The organism is Hymenobacter sp. (genome assembly GCF_036387835.1).
In the GTDB taxonomy this organism is placed as follows: domain Bacteria; phylum Bacteroidota; class Bacteroidia; order Cytophagales; family Hymenobacteraceae; genus Hymenobacter.
This window is the reverse complement of record NZ_DASVSY010000044.1, coordinates 25,324-45,414: the sequence shown is the minus strand read 5'-3', so window position 1 is coordinate 45,414 and position 20,091 is coordinate 25,324. Positions and strand designations below refer to the sequence as shown.

General features: G+C 57.8%; 15 protein-coding genes and 3 pseudogenes. 5 read left to right on the top strand and 13 right to left on the bottom strand.

Annotated elements, in window-relative coordinates:
* Positions 1 to 535: 535 nt before the first annotated feature.
* The 5 genes from VF639_RS09015 to VF639_RS08995 form a co-directional block, all read right to left on the bottom strand.
* Positions 536 to 1,654 carry a Fic family protein gene (locus VF639_RS09015; RefSeq protein WP_331145563.1) on the bottom strand — a complete coding sequence of 373 codons (1,119 nt, stop codon included), beginning with the start codon at positions 1,652 to 1,654 and terminating at the stop codon, positions 536 to 538.
* Positions 1,655 to 1,980: 326 nt separating this feature from the next.
* The gene (locus tag VF639_RS09010; protein ID WP_331145562.1) at positions 1,981 to 2,844 is read right to left on the bottom strand and encodes an IS3 family transposase; all 864 of its coding nucleotides are present in this window, start codon (positions 2,842 to 2,844) and stop codon (positions 1,981 to 1,983) included.
* Positions 2,841 to 3,143, bottom strand: a complete 303-nt coding sequence (locus tag VF639_RS09005) for a transposase (RefSeq protein ID WP_331145561.1) — start codon at positions 3,141 to 3,143, stop codon at positions 2,841 to 2,843. Before VF639_RS09005 ends, VF639_RS09010 begins: the two co-directional genes overlap by 4 nt.
* Positions 3,144 to 3,406: 263 nt before the next feature.
* Positions 3,407 to 4,306 (bottom strand): IS3 family transposase, encoded by a 900-nt coding sequence (locus tag VF639_RS09000; RefSeq protein ID WP_331145560.1) that lies wholly within the window; start codon positions 4,304 to 4,306, stop codon positions 3,407 to 3,409.
* A complete protein-coding gene (locus VF639_RS08995) occupies positions 4,303 to 4,611 on the bottom strand; it encodes a transposase (protein ID WP_331145559.1) in 309 nt (102 codons plus the stop codon). Before VF639_RS08995 ends, VF639_RS09000 begins: the two co-directional genes overlap by 4 nt.
* Positions 4,612 to 4,947: 336 nt before the next feature.
* On the opposite strand from VF639_RS08995, the gene VF639_RS08990 reads away from it, so the two are divergent.
* A complete protein-coding gene (locus VF639_RS08990; RefSeq protein ID WP_331145558.1) occupies positions 4,948 to 7,440 on the top strand; it encodes a malectin domain-containing carbohydrate-binding protein in 2,493 nt (830 codons plus the stop codon).
* 276 nt (positions 7,441 to 7,716) lie between these two features.
* Positions 7,717 to 11,313, top strand: a complete 3,597-nt coding sequence (locus VF639_RS08985; RefSeq protein WP_331145557.1) for a malectin domain-containing carbohydrate-binding protein — start codon at positions 7,717 to 7,719, stop codon at positions 11,311 to 11,313.
* Here the strand turns inward: VF639_RS08985 and VF639_RS08980 are convergent.
* Both VF639_RS08980 and VF639_RS08975 read right to left on the bottom strand, forming a co-directional pair.
* Positions 11,255 to 11,845: pseudogene (locus VF639_RS08980) on the bottom strand (recombinase family protein). The gene VF639_RS08985 and the pseudogene VF639_RS08980 sit on opposite strands and share 59 nt — an antisense overlap.
* Positions 11,846 to 12,054: 209 nt before the next feature.
* Complete coding sequence (locus tag VF639_RS08975; RefSeq protein WP_331145556.1) at positions 12,055 to 12,354, bottom strand: integrase core domain-containing protein; 300 nt, start codon at positions 12,352 to 12,354, stop codon at positions 12,055 to 12,057.
* A 409-nt stretch (positions 12,355 to 12,763) separates the two neighbouring features.
* Here VF639_RS08975 and VF639_RS08970 point away from each other — a divergent pair, with 409 nt between their 5' ends.
* On the top strand, positions 12,764 to 14,083 hold the full coding sequence (locus tag VF639_RS08970) for a hypothetical protein (protein WP_331145555.1): 1,320 nt from the start codon (positions 12,764 to 12,766) through the stop codon (positions 14,081 to 14,083).
* A 40-nt stretch (positions 14,084 to 14,123) separates the two neighbouring features.
* Here the strand turns inward: VF639_RS08970 and VF639_RS08965 are convergent, their stop codons facing one another.
* From VF639_RS08965 to VF639_RS08955, 3 genes and pseudogenes are all read right to left on the bottom strand, one after another.
* Positions 14,124 to 14,930, bottom strand: a complete 807-nt coding sequence (locus tag VF639_RS08965) for an IS3 family transposase (RefSeq protein WP_331145554.1) — start codon at positions 14,928 to 14,930, stop codon at positions 14,124 to 14,126.
* Positions 14,931 to 14,993: 63 nt separating this feature from the next.
* On the bottom strand, positions 14,994 to 15,296 hold the full coding sequence (locus VF639_RS08960; RefSeq protein ID WP_331145553.1) for a transposase: 303 nt from the start codon (positions 15,294 to 15,296) through the stop codon (positions 14,994 to 14,996).
* 42 nt (positions 15,297 to 15,338) lie between these two features.
* A pseudogene (locus tag VF639_RS08955) lies at positions 15,339 to 16,268 on the bottom strand (IS3 family transposase); the annotation flags it as partial.
* Positions 16,269 to 16,539: 271 nt separating this feature from the next.
* On the opposite strand from VF639_RS08955, the pseudogene VF639_RS08950 reads away from it, so the two are divergent.
* Positions 16,540 to 16,722 (top strand): annotated as a pseudogene (locus VF639_RS08950) (transposase); the annotation flags it as partial.
* 99 nt (positions 16,723 to 16,821) lie between these two features.
* Positions 16,822 to 17,580, top strand: coding sequence for an IS3 family transposase (locus VF639_RS08945; RefSeq protein WP_331145552.1), 759 nt, complete (start codon positions 16,822 to 16,824; stop codon positions 17,578 to 17,580).
* 295 nt (positions 17,581 to 17,875) lie between these two features.
* Here the strand turns inward: VF639_RS08945 and VF639_RS08940 are convergent, their stop codons facing one another.
* From VF639_RS08940 to VF639_RS08930, 3 genes are all read right to left on the bottom strand, one after another.
* Complete coding sequence (locus VF639_RS08940; RefSeq protein ID WP_331145551.1) at positions 17,876 to 18,553, bottom strand: response regulator transcription factor; 678 nt, start codon at positions 18,551 to 18,553, stop codon at positions 17,876 to 17,878.
* A 72-nt stretch (positions 18,554 to 18,625) separates the two neighbouring features.
* Positions 18,626 to 19,417 carry a sensor histidine kinase gene (locus VF639_RS08935; RefSeq protein ID WP_331145550.1) on the bottom strand — a complete coding sequence of 264 codons (792 nt, stop codon included), beginning with the start codon at positions 19,415 to 19,417 and terminating at the stop codon, positions 18,626 to 18,628.
* The gene (locus VF639_RS08930; RefSeq protein ID WP_331145549.1) at positions 19,396 to 20,046 is read right to left on the bottom strand and encodes a hypothetical protein; all 651 of its coding nucleotides are present in this window, start codon (positions 20,044 to 20,046) and stop codon (positions 19,396 to 19,398) included. Before VF639_RS08930 ends, VF639_RS08935 begins: the two co-directional genes overlap by 22 nt.
* Between the last annotated feature and the right edge of the window lie 45 nt (positions 20,047 to 20,091).

The following is a 20,091-nucleotide window of genomic DNA, read 5'->3' as shown; positions in this document are numbered from 1 at the left end:
GGTGTACTCATCGCTAGTGGTGCAAGCACCTTGGCCACGGATGCGGCTTCGCTAGCCCTCTATGGCGCCTGGACTAAGCTAGTCAAGAAGTTCAAGCGTGTCGCCTATGCCTATGTTGGTCCCCAGGCCCATGCTCATCTGCAAGGAGGTTGGCGGCTGGTTACTAGCATAGCTTCTCCAACTGATTTCGGCCTTCCAAAAACGGTATTGTAGGGCCGTGATGCTAGTCTAACAGCCCTGCACAAGCATTCCTGCTGATTTGTCATTTTACGAACGGTCGTGGCTGTTGCAGAACCCGGTGAGTAGCTTCGAACTGGGGTCGGCTCGCCATGCAACGTGAATAAAAGATTCGTTTAATCGCCATTATAGGTAGGTTCTACTCGTCGATACCTCGCCTGCAGGGGGCATAGTGACTTCTGCAACAGCCACGTCCGTTCAACAAACGTGACAAGCTAAGATTTGGGCAGTTTTGGACCGATCTCCTGCCACTGTATAATCGAGGCCCACGCGTACAACGGATAAGCCGTGTTCGTTCTTAGTAGCTAGTTTCCTCTGGTGCTAGGCGATAACTGGTACTCCGGCCACCTGCGCCTTCTTTGAGCAGAATACCCTTGTCGATCAGATCGGCAATGTCGCGTCCGGCCGTGTCCTGGGAGCACTTAGCCATACGTGCCCACTTCGAGGTAGTCAGCTTGCCCTCAAAGCCGTCAAGCAGCCGCTGCACCAGCCGGCGCTGCCGCTCTGTGAGCGGCGTGAGCCGATGCTGCTCCCAAAACCGGGCCGTGGCCAGCACCTGCGCCAGGGTTTGCTCGGCATTCGTGAGCGCCCGCCCCAAGCACTGTAGAAACCACGTCAGCCAGGGCGTCAGATCTAGTGGGCCGCGCTGGCTGGTCTCCAGTAGATCGTAATAGGTTTGGCGCTCGGCCTGAATCTGGGCCGACATACTATAGCATCGCTGGGCGCTGCCATCGGCCCGGGCTAGTTGCAGATCGGCAATGGCGCGGGCGATGCGGCCATTGCCGTCATCGAAGGGATGGATGGTGATAAACCAGAAGTGGGCGATGGCGGCTTTGAGGACGGGATCCATCTCCAACGGGGCATTGAACCACGTCAGGAACTGCTGCATCTGCGCTGCCAACCCGTCAGCGGCAGGAGCCTCGTAGTGTACTCGTTCCCGCCCCATCGGACCAGAGACGACCTGCATAGGGCCCGTACGCCACACGCCTACTCGTAGCGGGTACAAGCCACTGTGCCCCGTGGGAAACAAGGCGTGGTGCCACTCAAATAGGCGCTCGGCGGTCAGCGGCGCCTCGGCCTGTTGGGTGGCGTCGAGCATCATGGCCACCACGCCTTCTACCCGCCGATCAACCGGCGGCAAGCCGGCCTGGTCCAAGCCCAGGCGATAAGCGAGCGAGGAGCGCACCGAGGCGGGTGGGAGCAGTTCCCCTTCAATTTCACTGGACTTGAGCACGTCCAGCGTAAGCGTCTGTAGGGTCGCTTCCGCTCTCAACTCCAGACCCAGGCTATCGAGCCGGCCAAGTAGACGCCCCTGCTGGTGCCGCACGGCGCCAAGCAACCTTTCCAAGGTGGCCGGCTGCCAAGTAAACTTCGGCCACGTCGGCAGTTGATGAATATAAGGCTGTATTCTCCGCATAATATGCGGTAAATATAGCACCTATTCTCCGCACTAAGCCTCTAGTTTCTAGGCCAACGCATGCCTCTGAAGCTGTGTGGCCAGTCATAACAAACGCTTAATGGCGCTTTTACTAATGCGCTAAATCACTTTTCTTGTCTCAAAAAAACGGTGATTTGCTTATTCTATGCGGAACGGGGGAAGGGCGTAAAATACGGGCCGTTGTTGCGGGTCCCCTTGCGGTAGCTGCTTCTTCTTTTTGACGGAGCTACGTACCAAGCTTACTCGACCACCTCCGGTTTATCCTGGTGGTTTCTACTGAGGTGGTCTAGCTAGGCCGCACAGAGTTAGGACGCAGTTAGAAAGTTAATTTCGAAGTGATTGGGGGCGAGATAGCCGAGGGCGGAATGGCACCGTTCGGCATTATAATAGGCGATGTAGTGACTGATTTCCAGCCGTGCTTCCGCTAGGTTGCGGAAGCTGCCGCCATCTAGCAATTCCGTTTTGAGTCGACTCCAAAACGACTCGGCGTGGGCGTTATCGTAGCAGTTGCCGCGCCGGCTCATGCTCTGTACCGCTTCATGACGAGCGACTAAGGCCTGGAAAGCGGTAGCCGAGTATTGGCTGCCCTGGTCAGAATGGACGATGAGCCCGGGCGCGGGCTGGCGCACGGCTAGGGCGCGGCGCAGGGCCTCGCTCACGAGGTCTTCGGGCATCGACTCGCGCACGTCCCAGCCCACTACCTTGCGGGAGTAGCGGTCGAGCCAGGTGGCCAGATACAGCCACCCGCCGCCCTGTTTGGGCAAGTAGGTGATGTCGCCCACCCAGACCTGGTTGGGCGCCGTGGGCGCGGGCTGGCCCAGTAAGCGGTTGGGGGCGGTGCGTACGCTGGGGGCGGAGTCGGTGGTGCGGGGCACAAATGAGCGGGGCTGTTGGGCCCGCAGGCCGGCGGTAGCCAACGTTCGCCGGATGCGCCAGCGGCCCACTACGTGCCCTTGCGCGTGCAACTCGGCGCGTAAGCGACGGGTGCCGTAACGGGCGGAATGCCAGGTAAACTCCTTGCGTACGGCTATTTGCCAAGCCGGTTCGGGCGCCGGTTTTTGTCGCCGTTGCCACGCATAGTACGCGCTCGGCCCTACGCGCAGCACCTGGCAGAGTTGCCGCACCGGCACCTGAGCCCGCCGTTGGGCAATGTGCTGGTAAGTACTCACCGGGTCGGCTGGCCAAAGATGACCAAGGCTTTTTTTAAAATATCCAGCTCTTGCTCGGCCCGTTTGAGTTGGGCTCGCAGTTGCCGCACTTCCGGGTCGCAGGCCACTTCCACGTTGCCCACTTCGGCCACGAGTTGGGCCTGCTGCCAGCGGTAGAGCAGCTTGGGGCTGATGCCCAACTGCTGGGCGGCGGCCTGCGTGCTGCGGCTCTCGCTGGCCAGGCGCAAGGCCTCAACTTTGAAGGCGGCGTCGTATTTGCGCCGTTTGTCCGGCGTGGACTTGCTGCTTTTTACGCTCATGACTCAGGAAATATACGTCCTGTTTCTGTGCGGCTAATCTAGACCACCTCACTCTGATTGGTCGTAGAGTAGGAAAGGGAGGTAACATTGCTGGGGCCCCGGCTTTCATAAAGTAGTTCAGCGAGCCGTTTTTGGTGTGCATCCTGAAAAAACCAACTCGTTGAATAATACAGGGAGTCGTTAACCGCTATCTGTTTTCCAAAGTGCCAACCATTTTCCATCACTAACAACTCCGAGTTATCACCCTCACTGAGCTGGTCCGATTACGCTGGACAGTTTAGGGCGTTAAGTGGAAGAAGCTGTTGATGAGTATGATAGGGTATCTGGTAGCCGATGCTGGAATGCAGGCGCTCGTGATTATAGTAGTCAAAATACTCGGCGATGCTGACTTGCGCATCGGCTAGGTTGGCAAAAATGGGCCGCTCGCGGACTTCCAGTACCTCCGTTTTGAGGCGCGACCAGAGGCTTTCGGCCTGCGCATTATCGTAGCAGTCGCCCCGGCGGCTCCGCGAGCGCAGGGCCTGGTGGTCGTGCAGCAATTGCCGATACGCATTGCCGCCGTACTGCCCGCCCCGGTCCGAGTGCACGAGCAGCTCCGGCGTGAACGGTTGGGACCAAAACGCGCGCTGCAAGGCACTGGTTACCAACGCTTCGGGCATCGTCGCCCCGACCTGCCAGCCCACCACCTGCTTGCTGGCCATGTCCTGAAAAGCGCACAGATAAGCCCAGTCGCCATTGGCCAAGGGCAGATATGTGATGTCGCTGACCCAGACGCGGTTGGCCTGGGTGGGCTTGGGCTGGTTGAGCAGCCGGTTCGGGGCGCACCGCAGCCCGTGCGTCGAGTCGGTGGTGCGTGGCGTAAACGCTTTCGGTTGGAGTGCGTGCAGGCCCCGGCGGCGCATGGCCGCTCGCAGACGCTGGCGGCCTACCCGGTGCCCCTTTTGGCGCAGCGCTACCTGCAGGCGGCGCGTACCATAACAGCGCTTGTGGACCCCGAAGACCTTGACCAGGGCCGTTTCCCATGCCGGTTCTGGCTGAGCTACGGCCTGTTGTTGAGCGTGTTGCCAGGCATAGTAGCCGCTGGCTGGCACGGCCACTACTTGGCAAAGCAGGCGCACCGGATACTGGCTCTGATGCCCTTCAATGAAGCGGTAACGGCTCATAGCGTGTCGGTCACCGAGAAGATGGCAATGGCTTTTTTTAAAATATCCAGCTCCTGCGCCTGCCGCCGGGCTAAAGCCCGCAGCTGGCGCAGCTCGGCCGCCGTGGCTGGGTCCAGTTCCGCCCCACGAGCTGCCGCCACGGGCGTGAGGGCTTCTTTCTGCCACTTGTAGAGCAGTTTGGGGCTGATATTTAGGGCGCGAGCGGCTGCCTGGGTCGAGCGGCTCTCGCCCGCCAGGCGCAACGCTTCGGCGCGGAAGGTGGCGTCATAACGCCGACGTTTGGCGGGTTGGGGGCTGTCTTTCATGACATTGGAAAGAGTAGACCCTATTCTGTCTTGATTTATCCGACCACCTCAGAGTAAATACCTATTCTTTATTTTACACGCACAAGCTCCGTCCTAGCAACTTCGACTACCCGGCGCCCGTAGTAAAAACCGATTACGTTACCTGCCCCCTATTGCTATCTGTTGCGGCGCATTAGGCGCTGCTCATTCGCTTATTCTCTGACCAGGTCTGCACCTTGTGCGCTCCCTGTCGCTCAGCTCGTTTGCCGTCCCTTTCCTTCCTGGCTCTGCGTGTCGCTAACCTGCCGACGAGGAGGCTCTACTGCGTCTTTTCCTTCCACCACCAACTTTTCGTTTATGCCAGCACCCGTACGCCCTTCTCCTTCGTCCGCTTTACCTGCTCCTCGGTCAAGAGGCAGGCATGCTTTGCGTAGCGCCCCAGGCTTGGTTTACTCCGTTACCCTGCGGGCAGTCTTGGGCTGCGTGCTGGGCCTACTACTGGCCACTCGTGCTTGGGCGCAGGCCCCGAACGTGGCTTATGGTCCGCCGCTGGAGATCAAGCGCGGGGGTACCTACTCGGGCAACTTCCGCAGTCTGGACTCGCAGGTGCCCTGCATCAAGATCCGCACCCACGAACCCGTTGTCCTGGATGGGTGCGTATTGGTCGGGGCCGGGACCCTGATCCTGGCCGACAGCACCCAGCACGACATTACCGTGCGCAACTGCCGCGGCTATGGCTTGACTCCTACCCAAGACAACCGGTCACGGGGACGCTTTCTGGACGTGGTGCAGGCCCGCTCCATCCGGGTGGAAAACAACTACTTCGAGCATACGGCCGGCATCTATCTCTACCAGTGGAGCGGCAACGGTACGACAGCCCACACGTTGACGGTCAGAGGCAATGATGCGCGTGATCTGGATGGACGCTATCGCAATACGGGGGGCACGGAAGTCAGCTTTCTGCAGCTCAATCAGGTGCACGCCTTGGCCGGGGCGGAAGTGGCCTGGAACCGGATCATCAATACCCCCACCGAGAGCTTGGTCGAAGACAACATCAACTTCTTCAACTCGGGCGGCACGGCCCAGAGTCCCATTCGTGTGCACGACAACTACATCTACGGTTCCTTCGCGAGCGACTTGAATTCCTCCGACCATCAGGGCACCGGGATCAACTGCGACGGCGACGCCGCCAACCCGGCCGACGCCACGCAGTACGTAGAAGCCACGCAGAACGTGGTCGTGGCTACCACCAACGCGGGTATGAACATCGCCAGCGGCCACCACAACACCTACCGCAACAATCTCATTGTCGGTTCCGCCGAGGCGCTAGTAAACGGGCAGCCCGTGCCGGTGAAGGCGGGGTACGCGGGCGTCTCGGTTTTTCGCTATCATGCGCAGCAACAAGCGTTCTTCGGCCATCACTTAGTAGAGGGCAATACGATCGGTTACATCAATGGCTTATCGCGCCAACGCAAAGACGTCAGCGATCCGAGTCCCGACCAGGCCAATCCGGCCTTGCAGACGGTCCTGCCCGACCCCATCACCCGCGCCACGGAGGAAGACGCCTATCAGCAGTGGCTGAGCCGGGTAGCCGCCAATAGCATCACTGTGGGGCCGGTAAGCGGGACGGCGAACCTGCGCGTGCCCGAAAATCCGGCTTCCACTTCAGCCGGCCTGGCGTACCAGTATTATGAAGGCTTCTGGGAAACGTTGCCCGCCTTCGGTAGCTTGTCCGCCACGCAGGCCGGGACGACCACCGAACTGGACCTGAGCACGGTGGCCCGGCGCGACTACGGCTACGCCGTACAGTACACCGGCTACCTGAGCGTGCCCGCGGACGGGCAGTACACCTTTGCCACGACTTCCGACGACGGCTCGCGCCTCTACATCGGCTCCGAGCTGGTCGTTGACAACGATGGGCTACACGCCAGCCAGCAGCGGTCGGGCACCATTGGCCTGCGGGCCGGCACCCACGCCTTTACGGTAAGCTTTTTCCAGAACGGGGGCGGGCAGCAGTTCCAGGTCAGTTACCAGATTCCCGGGCAGGCCCTGCAGCCCGTGCCCGCCCGTGCCTTGCGGCGCTCGGCTTCCGCGGCTGCAACCGTTCTCTACCGCATCAACGCCGGCGGGGGGGAACTGACCACGAGCCGGGGCCTCTTTGCGGCCGACCAGTACGCCACTGTCGGTAGTTCCTATGTTACTTCGCAGCCCATTGCCGGCACGCCCGATCCGGCCCTCTACCAAAGCGAGCACAACGGCAACTTCCGCTATTCTTTCCCGGTCGCCAACGGCTCCTACACGGTCGTGCTGCACTTTGCCGAAATTTACTGGAGCCAGCCCGGCCAACGCGTATTCGACGTGGCACTGGAGGGCGCCACCCGCCTCGACGACTACGATATTGTGGCCCGGGTCGGGCCCTTGACGGCCATCACCGAAACGCTGCCCGTCACCGTCACCGACGAATCGCTCGATATCGATTTCCTGGCCAGCGTGAACCTGGCCAAGGTGTCGGCCATTGAAATTGTGAGCGGCAACGGGAGCCGCCGTACACTGACGCAGCCGCTGGCGCAGGAGCAAGCCTTCGGCAGCCGAGCCCCGCTGTTGCAGGCGTATCCTAACCCGGCCCAAACGGCGCTCACCCTTACCTACTCGGCCACCAGTGCGGGCAGCGCCAGCCTGACGGCAACTGATGCCCTGGGACGAATGGTACAGCGTACAACGCTGCCTCTGCACGCTGGCCGCAATCACTTCCTGCTACCCGTCGATACTTGGCGGCCGGGGCTCTACCACCTGACCCTCAGCGCGCCCGGCTTGCCCGTTCAACAACAAAAAGTCTTAATTCAGCGCTAAGCCCAGCGCAAGCAAGGCAGGGACGACGTCAACTCACCTCATATCGTCCGCTCTACTGCCACGGCCGGACTGCCACCTGGTGGCCGGCAGAGCAGCAAACGGCTTTCCTTTTACCTCCTCTTGACTTGCCTCGTAAATGCTTGGTTGCCATTCTCCCTAATCGATTACCTCCCCCGAGAGCCGGCAGCGCGACGACATTTCCATCTAAGCTGCTGGCCCTCTCGTTTGCTTTTAGCTGATGCTTTTCCGAGTTTCTTTATTCCATTTTCCAGTTCTATGCAACACGCTTATCTCCAGTTTTCCGGCCATCGGTTATTGCTTGCACTCCTCGTGCTATTAGGCAGCTACGGCCGGCCGCTCACGGCGGCGGCCCAGCTCGCCATTTTCAACGCGAGTCCCTCGGCCAAACCCGGCGAAGCCATCAGCCTGCAAGGCAGCTTCGGGCCCACGGCCCAGATTCATTTAAGCGGCAGTGGCCGGGCGGAAGTTGTACCCGCCCTGATCCAAAGCGCTGGACAAGCCACCATACAAGTGCCTTCTACGTTTTCAGTGGGCCTTTACCAAGTCTGGGTTGAGGACGCGGCACAGCGTAGCGCCTCCGTATTCATCAACCAGGCCCGGGGTATGCATTATGATTCCCCGGAGGTTATTCCGGGGGGGACCGTGCGCTTGTTCGGGCGGAATTTAAGCGTGCCCAACGCAAACCTTCAGGTGCGCTTTGTAGAGCGGGACAACAACCAATCGACCATCGCCAGCATCAGCCCTACCGGGTTGGATGCCTATAAAGTGGTGGTGAACGTACCGGCCAGTTTGACGGTAAACAAAATGTACGACGTATATCTGGCCACGGGGGGCGGGGGCGAAACCAAGGTGGACCAACCGCTGACGGTCATTACCGCCGGCACCAACCCCTATAATCTGCCGGTTGCCTGGGGCCACAAGTTCATTTCCAGTGGGAATGTCTACAACGTGAAAACCGACACCCGGCTTTCGGTTCGCGCCATCGGGAACGGCGTAGCCGACGACCGGCCGGCCATTCAGGAAGCGCTGGACCGGGCCGAAGCAAACGGGGGCGGGGAAGTGTATCTGCCCGCCGGCACCTATAAGCTGATGGCCAGCGGATGGGGGGGGCTGGAAATGCGCAACCGCGTAGTAGTACGCGGGGCCGGCAAAGGACAGACCATCATTCAGTACGGTTTTGCGGGGACGGGCCAGGGCGTGCACCTGGACAACGGAAAAACAACGTGTGGCCTGGTGAATCTGACACTGGAAAACGTCTCCAACGACGGCACCTGGGATACGAATATGTACAGTGAACAAGGCATTGAGTTCATCTTGCTGGACGTGGAGTGGAAGATGAATATCGGCCGCCGGCTCGACATTGCCGACTACAATAAGGTGTGCATCCTGCGTTGCGAGTTCACCCAGGGCAACACCTTTGCCACGAAAGGTTACTCGGGTACGGTGCGTTTGGATGGCAGCAAAAATGTTGTGTTCGCCAATAACAAGCTCACCTTTGCAACGGGTGGACTGATGTGCAACAACGCCAAAACGGGTGCCTGTGAGAATCTGGTGGTCGAGAATAATGAGATCAACCGCGATGGCAGTGCCCGGTGGACGAATACAAGTCAGAATACGCTGGTGAACCACTTGGCAACTTTCGAGTTTGCGCGCAACGTGGCCAACCTCAACAACAGCTACAAAGTCATTAACGGTGCCCCGCAGAACATCAATGATGGCGAAGCCATTATTGCCGAGGGAGGAGCCAACGCGCACCTGGATGAGAGTGTGGGCACGGTGGTCTCGTCTACGGCCTCTACGCTGGTCGTTGACAAAGCGTGGCTCCATCCTGCCAACGAGATTACGCGTCCGGTGGTGGCGATCGTTCACGGTAAAGGCATGGGCCAGTGGCGCGAAGTCACGCGACGCGACGGCAATACCCTCTATTTAAACCAGGACTGGGCGGTTACGCCCGACGGCACCAGCCGCTACGCTACTTTCAACTGGGGCTCCCGCAACTGGCTGATCCAGGGCAATACCTTCGAGAATAACCGGCGGGGCATCACCCTCTATCACAATGCCACTACGGAGGTGGCCATCGTGGGCAACACGCTACGCGGGAGTGGCTCCATCGATCTGACGCCGCTCCAGCGCGATGATGCCTCCAATACCGTCACGGTGGGCTTTTACCCGATGTACAACAACCAAATCGTGGGCAACTCTGTGACGGCCAACACGGATGGCACCAATGGTGCCTTTATTGGGGTGCACACGGTGCAGTACATTCAGCCCAAAACCTATGGTACTTCCGTGATTGGCTTGGAAATGCGTGACAATATCCTACAAGCGGCGGGAAGAACGGCCGTCGTAGATGCCGAGTTTCCCGAAGGCTACCTGAACTACCTCCAGTATCAGAATGACTACAGGAACGGGGCTGCTGTGCCTTATGTCAACGAAGGCATACCCGCCGTACTCGGCAGCATCCTTCAAAACAACACGGCCATCAACTGCGCTAAAGCGGTCTATGTCAAGACCGGCTCCTATAATACGCTGGTGTGTAATACCAACCTGAGCGGGGGGGGCGCTCTGCTGGATGACCAGGCGTTACCAGGCGTTACGCAAGCTTCCGTGCGCACCGTGACAACTTGCGCGCAGGCACCGGTGGCCGGCCTACGCACGCCGGAGAACCCGGCCAATGCCGTGGCCGGCCTCAACTACCACTATTACGAGGGGTACTGGAATGCCTTGCCCGACTTCACTACCCTGACCCCGGCCAAAGCCGGTACGGTTACCAGTTTCGACTTAAGCGCGGCCACGCTCCGCACCTACGGCTATGCCGTGCATTACACCGGCTACGTTACGGTGCCCGCCGACGGGCAGTACACCTTTACGACCCTTTCCGATGACGGCTCGCGGCTATACATCGGTTCGCAGCTGGTGGTCGACAACGACGGATTGCACGGGGATCAGGAACGCTCGGGCACGATCGGGCTGCGGGCGGGCACGCATGTCTTTACGGTCGACTTCTTGCAGAACGGCGGTGACCAGCACCTAGCGGTCAGCTACCAGGTACCCGGCCAAAGCAAGCAACTGATCCCTGACAACGCCCTGCGCCGCGTGTCTACTGCCTCCACCCCAACGGCCGTGTATCGCATCAATGCCGGCGGCGAAGCCCTCACCACCAGCCGAGGCGCGTTTGCCGCCGACCAGTACGCCATTGCCGGGAGCCCGTACGCGCAGAACGTGACTATCAGCGGCACAGCCGATCCAGCTTTGTATCAAAGCGAGCGAAATGGAACGTTCGGCTACTCCTTCCCGGTGGCTAATGGGGCTTACACGGTGGTGTTGCACTTTGCCGAAATCTACTGGCCCCAACCCGGCCAGCGCGTCTTCGATGTAGCAGTGGAGGGCGTCACCCGCCTTGACAACTACGACATCGTTGCCAAAGTTGGCCCGCGTACGGCCACCACGGAAACGCTGCCCGTCACCGTCACCGACGGAGCCCTGGACCTGACGTTTGCCGCCAGCGTCGATCAAGCCAAAGTATCGGCCATTGAAATAATGAGCGACAACTCAGCGGCCCGGCCACTGAGCGCATGGGTTGCCAAAACCAATACCGCCGGGTGGGGGGTATATCCCAATCCAGCTTCAGACGCCTTCACCGTGACTTACCAAGCGGCGGCGGCCGGCCAGGCCACATTGACGCTGACCGATGCACTTGGGCGTCAAGTCAAGCGGCAGGCGCTGGCACTACGCCTTGGTTTAAACCAGTTGGTTGTTCCGGCCACAGGACTGCCCGCCGGGATATACCAACTTACGCTTTCCGCTCCTGGCAGCGTTTTACGCAGCCAGAAAGTGGTACTTCAACCATAGCGGACAACAACCAATTTCGGCCTAGCAGCCCCTCTCTACCCTCAACCAGGATGTAGGGAGGGGCACTTTTGCTTAAGAAATTGCCAACCCTGCCTTTCTCATGTGCTTTGGTAAGCCTTGCCTTAGTTCGCTCTCCCAGCCGCACCCGCTCCTGCTTGGCAATGGTAGCCAGGATGCTGATGATGGCATCCTTGAACATGCCGGTGCTATCGAGGTACTGCTCGGTGTAGCTCTTGAACTGCACCCCGGATAAGGATAGCTTTTGTAAGTGATTAAGGGTTTAGGTGACGCCCTCGCGGCTGAAACGATCCAGGGCCCAAAAGAGCACCACGTCGAAATGGCGCTGATGAGCATCCTGAAAAAGTTGCTTGAACTGCGGCCGGTCGGCCTTGCTGCCTGATTCGGTGTCGAAGTACTCTTTATAAGTGATATAACCCAGCCGCTCGGCGAAGGCCCGCAGCTCCCGCAGCTGGTTTTCGTTGTCCTGGCCTTTATCGCGGGTACTTACGCGAGCATAGATGGCAGCCTTCATTGTATCCAAGCAGCTATTTTATCTTTAGACCATAATGCAATTCATTAGCATCAGCATAAAGGAGATGCTGAAATGGTTTCAAGTCAAAATGACTGTTGCTAAAATCAGACTTATCGCATAAGTATATTACTGGTATACCTAACCCCAGCGCAAATCCTGCTTCAAAGTATACCCCGTTGCGCTGTAAGGTGAAGTCTGTGGTGGTCTAGCTAAGCTGGACACAATTGAGACGTGGTTTGCAGTTGATTTTCGAAGTGGTTGGGCGAGTGATAACCGAGCGAAGAATGCCGCCGCTCCGCGTTGTAATAGGCGATGTGGTGGCTGATTTCGAGGCGTGCTTCGGCCAAGCCGGGAAAGCTGCCGCCATCCAGCAGTTCGGCCTTGAAGCGGCTCCAAAAGAATTCGGCGTGCGCGTTGTCGTAGCAGTTGCCGCGCTGGCTCATGCTCGCCACGGCCCCGTGGCGGGTAAGCTGTTGCTTGAAGCGGGTAGCCGTGTACTGGCTGCCCAAGGTGACGCCCCGGCGTCACTTACGTCGGAGTGTACCACGAGTCCGGCGAGGGGTCGGCGCACCACCAAGGCGCGGCGCAGCGCCGCGCTCACCTACATAAGGGCATCTTGACAACAAAGTCATTAAAGCTCAGCAAAGAGCCACGAAATGGCAACTCCCACACTATTAGTCTGTAGGGGGATGAATTATACTTCGTGGTGCCTTAGCTAACCCGCACAGAGTTGCAAATCGATTAGATTATCGGTTTTGAAGTGGTTGGGATGATGTAGCCAAACACAGTATGATGTGTTCGGCATTATGCTAGATATTGAAGGCTACAGCCCTAGCAGAATACCTACTTCTAGGTATAGGACGCTCAATATCAATACCTATATATTTCAGACCCGATACCAACCCTTTTTTCACCACTATGAGAAAATACTTACTCGTTTTCCTTGGCCTGCTCGTGAGTGTCCTTGCTGCTCACGCCCAGCGCATTGAACTCGACTCCAAACTAAAACTAGCTGAGCCCAAGGTCAACGCGGATACCACTTATAAAATCTTCTTTAACATCAAGAACATAAAACCAACTGACCGATATACCGTCAGCATTGAAGACCGCAATAGAGGAAAGGCAACTCCCGGTCGTGATTACAAGAACTTGATTGCTAATTCATTAATTTTCAATGAATTGACTTCTGTAACCAGTTTTAATTTAGTCGTCAACAAGGACATTGAAAAAGGGGAAGTAGATGAGAGCATTGTCTTGCGGTTTCAAGCGCAGAAGGCCGATACAATGCTCATTAGGTACTTCACCTTTACCATCACTGATGCCGATAAGAAGGAACCCGAGAAGTACTGGATAATGCCGATTGCCGATACGACATACAATAGCCTCAAAATACTGACCGCTGCCAGCTTCGACTTCTTCGGTAAATCACAATTCAAAAATTTCACCGGTGATCTGACGGTCAGTATGCCAGAGTTGTGGCTGATAGGCAACACATTTACGATGGGGATAAACTCCAGCATATTTAACTACAACTACTACACCGCCGATTCCACTAGGAGAACTCCTTATGGTGAAAACGTTCTGATCGGACCGACCACCCGTGCTCTGATTGCTGATTCCACTCGATTTGTACGAAATAGATACAACCTAGAATCAAAGACGGATATTAAAACTTGGGGCTACAATGTGCAGCTACTCTTCGGACTGAACGACCTAGATAAGAAGCGGATGGTTCGCTCTTATTATACGCTGCATCTGGAGGGCTTAAGCACGCAAGAAAATACCACCTACAAGAAATTCATTACCAGAACAGACACACTGGTCTATACTGCTGCGGATGCTAGTGCCAATCTGCCTTTCACTGGTACTGCACGAGCGACGGATACCCAGGGGGTCAATGAACGAACCAGAGCATACTTCGGGGTGGGGTACACCACGTATGTAGCCATTCCCAAAAAGTTTGACTTCTATGGACAGGGCATCATAGGAATAGGCACGAATGCTCCCGTAAGAAATGTCTCGATTACTGACCTGCCGGGCGGTGGCCGGTTAACCCGAACTATAACGACTTCTGATCGGCTGGGATTCTATCTCTTAAAAACCAGGATAACAGAGAAGTTCACCAAGCTAAATGGAACAGCAGGGGTCGAAATCCGGGGGAATATTGGCGAAACTAAGCCCATCATTGCTGCCTATTTAGGGTTACAAATAGGTCTCGATACTTTCTTCAAAAAGTAAATATAGTACATGGGGTGGTCCAGTAGAAACGGACAGTGCGCTAAGATAAGCTGGTTTGGAAGTCGCGTTCGAATTGATGCGGCGAGCGGTAGCCCAAGGCGGAGTGGCGGCGGTCGAGGTTGAAGTACGTGTCGAGGTAATGGGCGACCTCCAAGCGGGCCTCTTCCAGGCTGGCAAACACGCCGCCGTGGGATAGCAATTCCGTTTTAAGCGTACTCCAACCGGCCTCGGCCTGGGCGTTATCATAGGGGTTACCTGGCCGGCTATAGCTAGCCAGTGCGTGGGCTTTTTCGATGCGCGCCCGGCAAGCTGAGCTGGTATATTGACTGCCGCGGTCGGCGTGGATAATGAGGCCAGGAGCCGGTTGGCGCAGTGTTAGGGCCTGCTCCAAGGCCCTAAGCACCAATTCGGTGGGCATGTGCTGGTCGAGGTGCCAGCCGACTACGCGCCGCGAGTAGGTGTCGCGCCACGTGGCCAGATAACACCAGCGCCCGCCGACCAGGGGCAGGTAGGTAATGTCACCGACCCATACCTGATTGGGCGCGGTGGGCATGGGCTGGCCGAGGAGCAGATTTTCGGCCACAACGGCCGCGGGGTCGGCCACCGTGGTGCGTGGGCGTTGCGGCCGCGTGCTGAGTGCGCGCAAGCCGCAGCGACGCAGCCAGGTGCGCAAGGCATAGCGTCCGACAGCGTGCCCCTCGGCGCGTAATTCTGCCTGCAAGCGTCGGGTGCCGTAGCGCTGGGCATGGCGCGAAAAGGCGGCGTTGGCCGCAGGCTCCCAAGCGGGCGTTGGGCGCGCTGACCGGCCTAGCCACTGATAATAGCCGGCCGGGCTGACCTGTAGCACGCGGCAGAGCACCTGCCTGCACCGGCTCGGTGGCCGCAACCTGCTTGATGAACTGGTAACGGCTCATGACTGAGGCGGTTGTGCAAAGATGGTCACGACTTTTTTTAAAATATCGCGCTCCTGCTCCACGCGTTTGAGTTCAGCGCGCAGGCGCTTCATCTCGTCACGCTCCGCGCTGCTCGGCACGGCCTCGGCTAACGCTTGGCGCTGCCAGCGGCCAAGCAAGGCAGGTGACAGGCCCTGGGCGCGGGCCACGTCGGTTTGCCGGGCCCCAGCGGCCACTTGGCGCATGCACTCCGCTTTGAAAGCTGACGTATATTTCTTGCGGGTCAGCGGCGAGCCGCTCGGAAGGGTTTTGTTGGGCATGGGAAGATAAGACGTGCCACTGTCTGTTTTTACTCGACCACCTCATACTTTGTACGGCCTTATGGCGCGCCAGTAAGATCTTAAAGTTGGTAGCCGAGTATTGACTGCCTTGGTCAGAGTAGACCAGTAATCCAGCTGGTGGCCGGCGTACCACCAAAGCTCGGCGCAGGGCCTCACTGACCAAGTCTTCCGGCATCGTCTCGCGCAGGTCCTACGTGCCTCATCGGAGGCACCAAAGCCCACGACCTTGCGCGAGAAACGGTCCAGCCACGTGGCTAGATAGAGCCAGCCCCCACCTTGTTTAGGTAGGTAGGTGATATCGCCCACCCAGACTTGGTTAGGGACCGTGGGGCCGGGTTGGTCGAGCAATCGGTTGGGCGCGGCCCGTACAGCCGGATCCGAATGGGTGGTGCGCGGCACAAACGAGCGGGGTTGCTGCGTCCGCAAGCCATGGGCAGCCAAGGCACGCCGGATGCGTCGGCGACCGATTCCCGGGTGGCCCTGAGCGGCTAACTCAGCTTGCAGTCGACGGGTACCGTAGCGCCGCGCATGTCGCACAAACAGCTGCCGCACGGCCACTTGCCCTGCTGGTTCGGGTACTACGAAGCGCGTCTTGGCCCGCCAGGCATAATATGCACTGGCCGCGACTTGAAGTACGTGGCAGAGTTGGCGTACCGACATGCGTGCTTGCTGTTGGGCAATGTATTGGTAGCGGCTCACGGGGTCGGTTGACCGAAGATGACCAACGCTTTTTTTTAAAATATCGAGCTCCTGCGTCAGCCGTTTATTGGCTGCGCGCAGGGCCCGCACCTCTGGGTCGCGCGCTACTTCCACACTGCCTACTTCCGCGATTACTTGCTCCTGCTGCCAGCGATAAAGTAGTTTGAGATTGATGCCCAACATGCGGGCAGCCGCCTGTGTGGAGCGGCTTTCGTCGGCTAGGCGCAGGGCCTTAGTTTTGAAAGCTGCATCGTACTTCCACCGGTTATCGAGCGATGCCTCGTTCTTTTTCGGTTATGACAGAAGAAAGATATGTCCTTCTTCTGTCTGGCTTAGCTAGACCACCTTAGATTGAGGGGGTCTAAGAAAGTGAGACATAAAAGGGTGTTATCTTCCTTCTGTCATGAGTTTAAAACCAATCAACGGTTCGCCGCGCAAACTCCGCCGCTACGATGAGGCCTTTCGAGCCGAAGCGTTGCGTCTAGCCGCTGAAAGCCGGAGCACGTAAGCCGCGGCCCGGCAGCTCGGTATCAGCCCCAAATTGCTCTACAAGTGGCAAAAAGCCACGCACCCGGCGCTAGCAGTGGGCGATGAGGAAAGCGAAAGCGCGGCGATGCGCCAGCTGCGCGCCGAGAACCGCCGCTTGCAGCAGGAGCGCGACATCCTAAAAAAAGCCTTGACCATCTTCATGCCCCCGACCTCATGAGCCGCTACCGCTTTATCCAGGCGCAAACGCCACACTATCCCGTGCGTCGGCTTTGCCAGGTACTCGGCGTGGGGGTGGCCAGGGCAGCAAAAGGCAGCTATGTGCCCTCGCGTGCCGAGCTGGGAAAGCGCCTTATACCACGTGTTTTTCCAGCATAAACGGTGCTACGGTACCCGCCGCTTACGGGCCGAACTGCACGCGCAGGGGCATCGGGTTGGGCGTCATCGCATTCGACAAGCCTTGCGCCGCCGCGAGCCCGTGGCCGTGCAACCGCGGGCGTTTATTCCCCGCACGACCCAGAGCGAGCACGGGTCTCGCGTGGCGGCGAATCACCTGCTGAACCAGTCAGCGCCTACAGCAGCCGACCAAGTTTGGGTGGGCGATATAACCTATCTGCCACTACGAAATGGCTGTTGGGCTTATCTGGCCGCATTTCAGGATGTTTACACTAAACGCGTGGTAGGCTGGCAGGTGCTTGGTACGATGCCCGAAGAACTGGTTGTGAGTGCCTTGCGTCGGGCCTTGCTGAGTCGGCAGCCCACACCGGGTCTGATTGTCCATTCGGACCGCGGTGGTCAGTATTGTAGCAAGGCTTACCGACGCTTACTCACCGAGCGACACCTGGTGCGCAGTATGAGTCGCCGAGGCGAGTGCTATGACAACGCCCAAGCCGAAAGCCTCTGGTCACGGGTGAAAACGGAGGTGTTGCTTGGTCGGTCTGCTTTTGCTTCTGTTGCGGAGGCGCAAGCCGAGCTGGCGACCTATTTCACCTACTACAATCACCAACGGCGGCACTCCGCGCTGGGCTACGAATGTCCACATCGCTTTGAACAACAAGCTTTTCTAACGAACGTCTAATTCTGTCTCACCTAAACCGACCACCTCACTGGACCACTTCATTGCTCCCACGCCTTGTTTCAAAGACTACGTTGGCCTGTTTATCTAACAACCATTTCTTCTGCCTTCGCTTTATACTTAACCATTCAGCGGCCACTATCGAGCCTTTCCCGGTGGTTAATAAAACTGCCGCGCAGCACTTACGTCTGCTTTTTATATGCGCTGTGCCGGTTTATAGCTATTAAGATGGGGCTCCCTCTAAAGTGGCCTGTACCGGCGTTATATATGCAATGATCACGCTCAATCGGACCTCTTCTCAAATACCCTCAAACAGTCGGTGCTTCATGGCGAACATAGCTAAACTGACTGCATTGTTGGCGCCCGTTTTTTCAAGCAGGTTCTTACGGTGCCCTTCCACGGTCCGTAAACTAATGAACAGTTTCTCGGCAATCTGATAGGAACTGTGTCCTTGGCAAAGCAACGCCAGTACCTCCTTTTCGCGCTCCGTCAGCGTTAGCAGTAAGTTACTGGCTGGTAAGCGGGTCGTAGGTTTCTTCACCAACAGACCCTCCCGCATAACTTGCGCTACCGTGTCGTCAATGTAATACCCTTTCACTTGCACCTGCTCGATAGCTTCCTTGAGGATGCGCTGATCGATGTCTTTGGGCAGGTAACCATGCACGCCCAGTCGCATGAGCTCGAGGATAAAGTCGTGCGAGTACTCCATCGATAAGATAATAATTTTGATCTGCGGATAGTGTTCGAGCAGCTGACGGCTCACTTCCTTGCCATCCATCTCGTGCATGTGCAAGTCCAGCAGCACCACGTCGGGCTGCACTGCGGAGAGGGCCGCAAACAACTCCCGGCCGGAAGCGACTTCGATGACCACTTCACAAGCACTTATGCGGCGCAGAATGTAACTTAAGCCTTGTCGAAATAAGGTATGATCATCTACAATCGCCAGTTTCACGCGATTCTCTGAGGTAGGTTGCATTAGCTGATGCAGCACGAAGGATAGATAAAGCCCCGGAAGATAAATGTAAATTGTTGGAGATTAAGTTAAAGTTTAGGCAGGGACCAGCAAGGAGGCGTGCGTACCCTCGCCGGGAGTTGATCGGATCTTCAACTCGGCCTGCAGGAGCTTGGCCCGGGCTTGAATGCCGGAAAGCCCCATGCTGACGGGCTTCGCCGCAGCAGAGAAATCCGCCGAGAAGCCGCGGCCGTCGTCGGACACGACAAGCTTTATCCCCCCCGGATAGGGCCCAAGGTGAAGCAGGAGACAGTGGGCCTGCGCATGCTTGGTAACATTGGCGAGCAGCTCCTGCACAATCCGGTACAACGCCAACTGAATTTCCGGTGCCAGCCTATCCACGGCCTCGTCTACGTGAAGCTCTACCCGCAGGCCCGCCCGCTCCAGGCGGGCGCCAAGCATGGTCACGGCCTGGCTCAAACCGAAGCGTTCCAGTAGTGCCGGCGAAAGATGCTGCACGATGACCCGCACGCTCTGCAGGGTTTCGCCCAGAATCTGGCTGGCCTGCTGCGTCATTTCTTGCAAATGCGGGGCGTCAACTTCGTACTGCACTTGGTTGATGAATAAGCGGGCCGCCGAGAGCGATGCCCCAATCTCGTCGTGCAGGTCTTGGGCGATGCGCTCCCGCTCACTTTCCTGCGAGTCTACTACCGACTGGAGTAGGCGCAGCTGATACTCGATTTCCTGCTGCCGAATATGCGCTTGCAGGGAGTGAGCCCGCTTTTGGTGCACAATCACGAACACCACCACCACCATGACCAGCAGCAAGATCATGACGGTGCCAATGCCGAGCAGATACACGAATTCTAGCTCTTTGGGCTGATCCATAAGGCATAGGCGTAAGTGCAATATAGCAGGCTGCTGAGCGCGGCGTGGATCACCCAGAACTGAATAACTACCCGCTGCTGATAATAGAGCGCAAAGTTGACAAAGGTGTAAATCAAAAAATTGCCGGCAAAAAAGAAGAGTAGACCCGTCGATACCCAAAATAACGGCTCCTGCCAGATAAAGGCCGTGCTGACGCGCCGCAGGGAGGTGTGATAGTAGCTCAAAGCAAACCCCATCACCAGCAGGCTCTCCAGCAGGCGTACCGCGTTGTCGATTCGGGTAGGCTGCGCCTGGCGCAACCCACTCTCGGTGAGGGCTACCACGGCCATCCCCACGATTAGTGCCCCACCGAACCTGGCCAGCAAGCGACTGCCAAGCGCCTGGCGATACAGCCACACCAGCAGCCCAAACTCCACGCTGATGTAGATCGGCCACAGAAACAGGTTCGAGAGTTTGAAAAGCCACAGTCCTCGGCTAATTACCTCGATCAGCAAAGAGAAAAATGCAAGCAAGGCGATAGGCCGCAGCGTAGCCGGCAAGTACTTCCATTTCATGGCCGCTACTACGGCCGTGAAAGCATTGGGAATAACAGCCAGTAGGATGAGCTGTTGTGCGGCGGAATAGTTCATAGAAGGGACGTGCTACAAGAATAGAGTAAGAATAGTGCCAGGGCC

Bases quoted from the DNA above. Each gene is read 5' to 3' on its own strand.
- VF639_RS08945 (WP_331145552.1), top strand. From the start codon at position 16,822: ATGTGCCCTCGCGTGCCGAGCTGGGAAAGCGCCTTATACCACGTGTTT.
- VF639_RS08960 (WP_331145553.1), bottom strand. From the start codon at position 15,296: ATGCCCAACAAAACCCTTCCGAGCGGCTCGCCGCTGACCCGCAAGAAA.
- VF639_RS08940 (WP_331145551.1), bottom strand. From the start codon at position 18,553: ATGCAACCTACCTCAGAGAATCGCGTGAAACTGGCGATTGTAGATGAT.
- VF639_RS09015 (WP_331145563.1), bottom strand. From the start codon at position 1,654: ATGCGGAGAATACAGCCTTATATTCATCAACTGCCGACGTGGCCGAAG.
- VF639_RS08990 (WP_331145558.1), top strand. From the start codon at position 4,948: ATGCCAGCACCCGTACGCCCTTCTCCTTCGTCCGCTTTACCTGCTCCT.
- VF639_RS08995 (WP_331145559.1), bottom strand. From the start codon at position 4,611: ATGAAAGACAGCCCCCAACCCGCCAAACGTCGGCGTTATGACGCCACC.
- VF639_RS08930 (WP_331145549.1), bottom strand. From the start codon at position 20,046: ATGAACTATTCCGCCGCACAACAGCTCATCCTACTGGCTGTTATTCCC.
- VF639_RS08970 (WP_331145555.1), top strand. From the start codon at position 12,764: ATGAGAAAATACTTACTCGTTTTCCTTGGCCTGCTCGTGAGTGTCCTT.
- VF639_RS08985 (WP_331145557.1), top strand. From the start codon at position 7,717: ATGCAACACGCTTATCTCCAGTTTTCCGGCCATCGGTTATTGCTTGCA.
- VF639_RS08935 (WP_331145550.1), bottom strand. From the start codon at position 19,417: ATGGATCAGCCCAAAGAGCTAGAATTCGTGTATCTGCTCGGCATTGGC.
- VF639_RS09000 (WP_331145560.1), bottom strand. From the start codon at position 4,306: ATGAGCCGTTACCGCTTCATTGAAGGGCATCAGAGCCAGTATCCGGTG.
- VF639_RS09005 (WP_331145561.1), bottom strand. From the start codon at position 3,143: ATGAGCGTAAAAAGCAGCAAGTCCACGCCGGACAAACGGCGCAAATAC.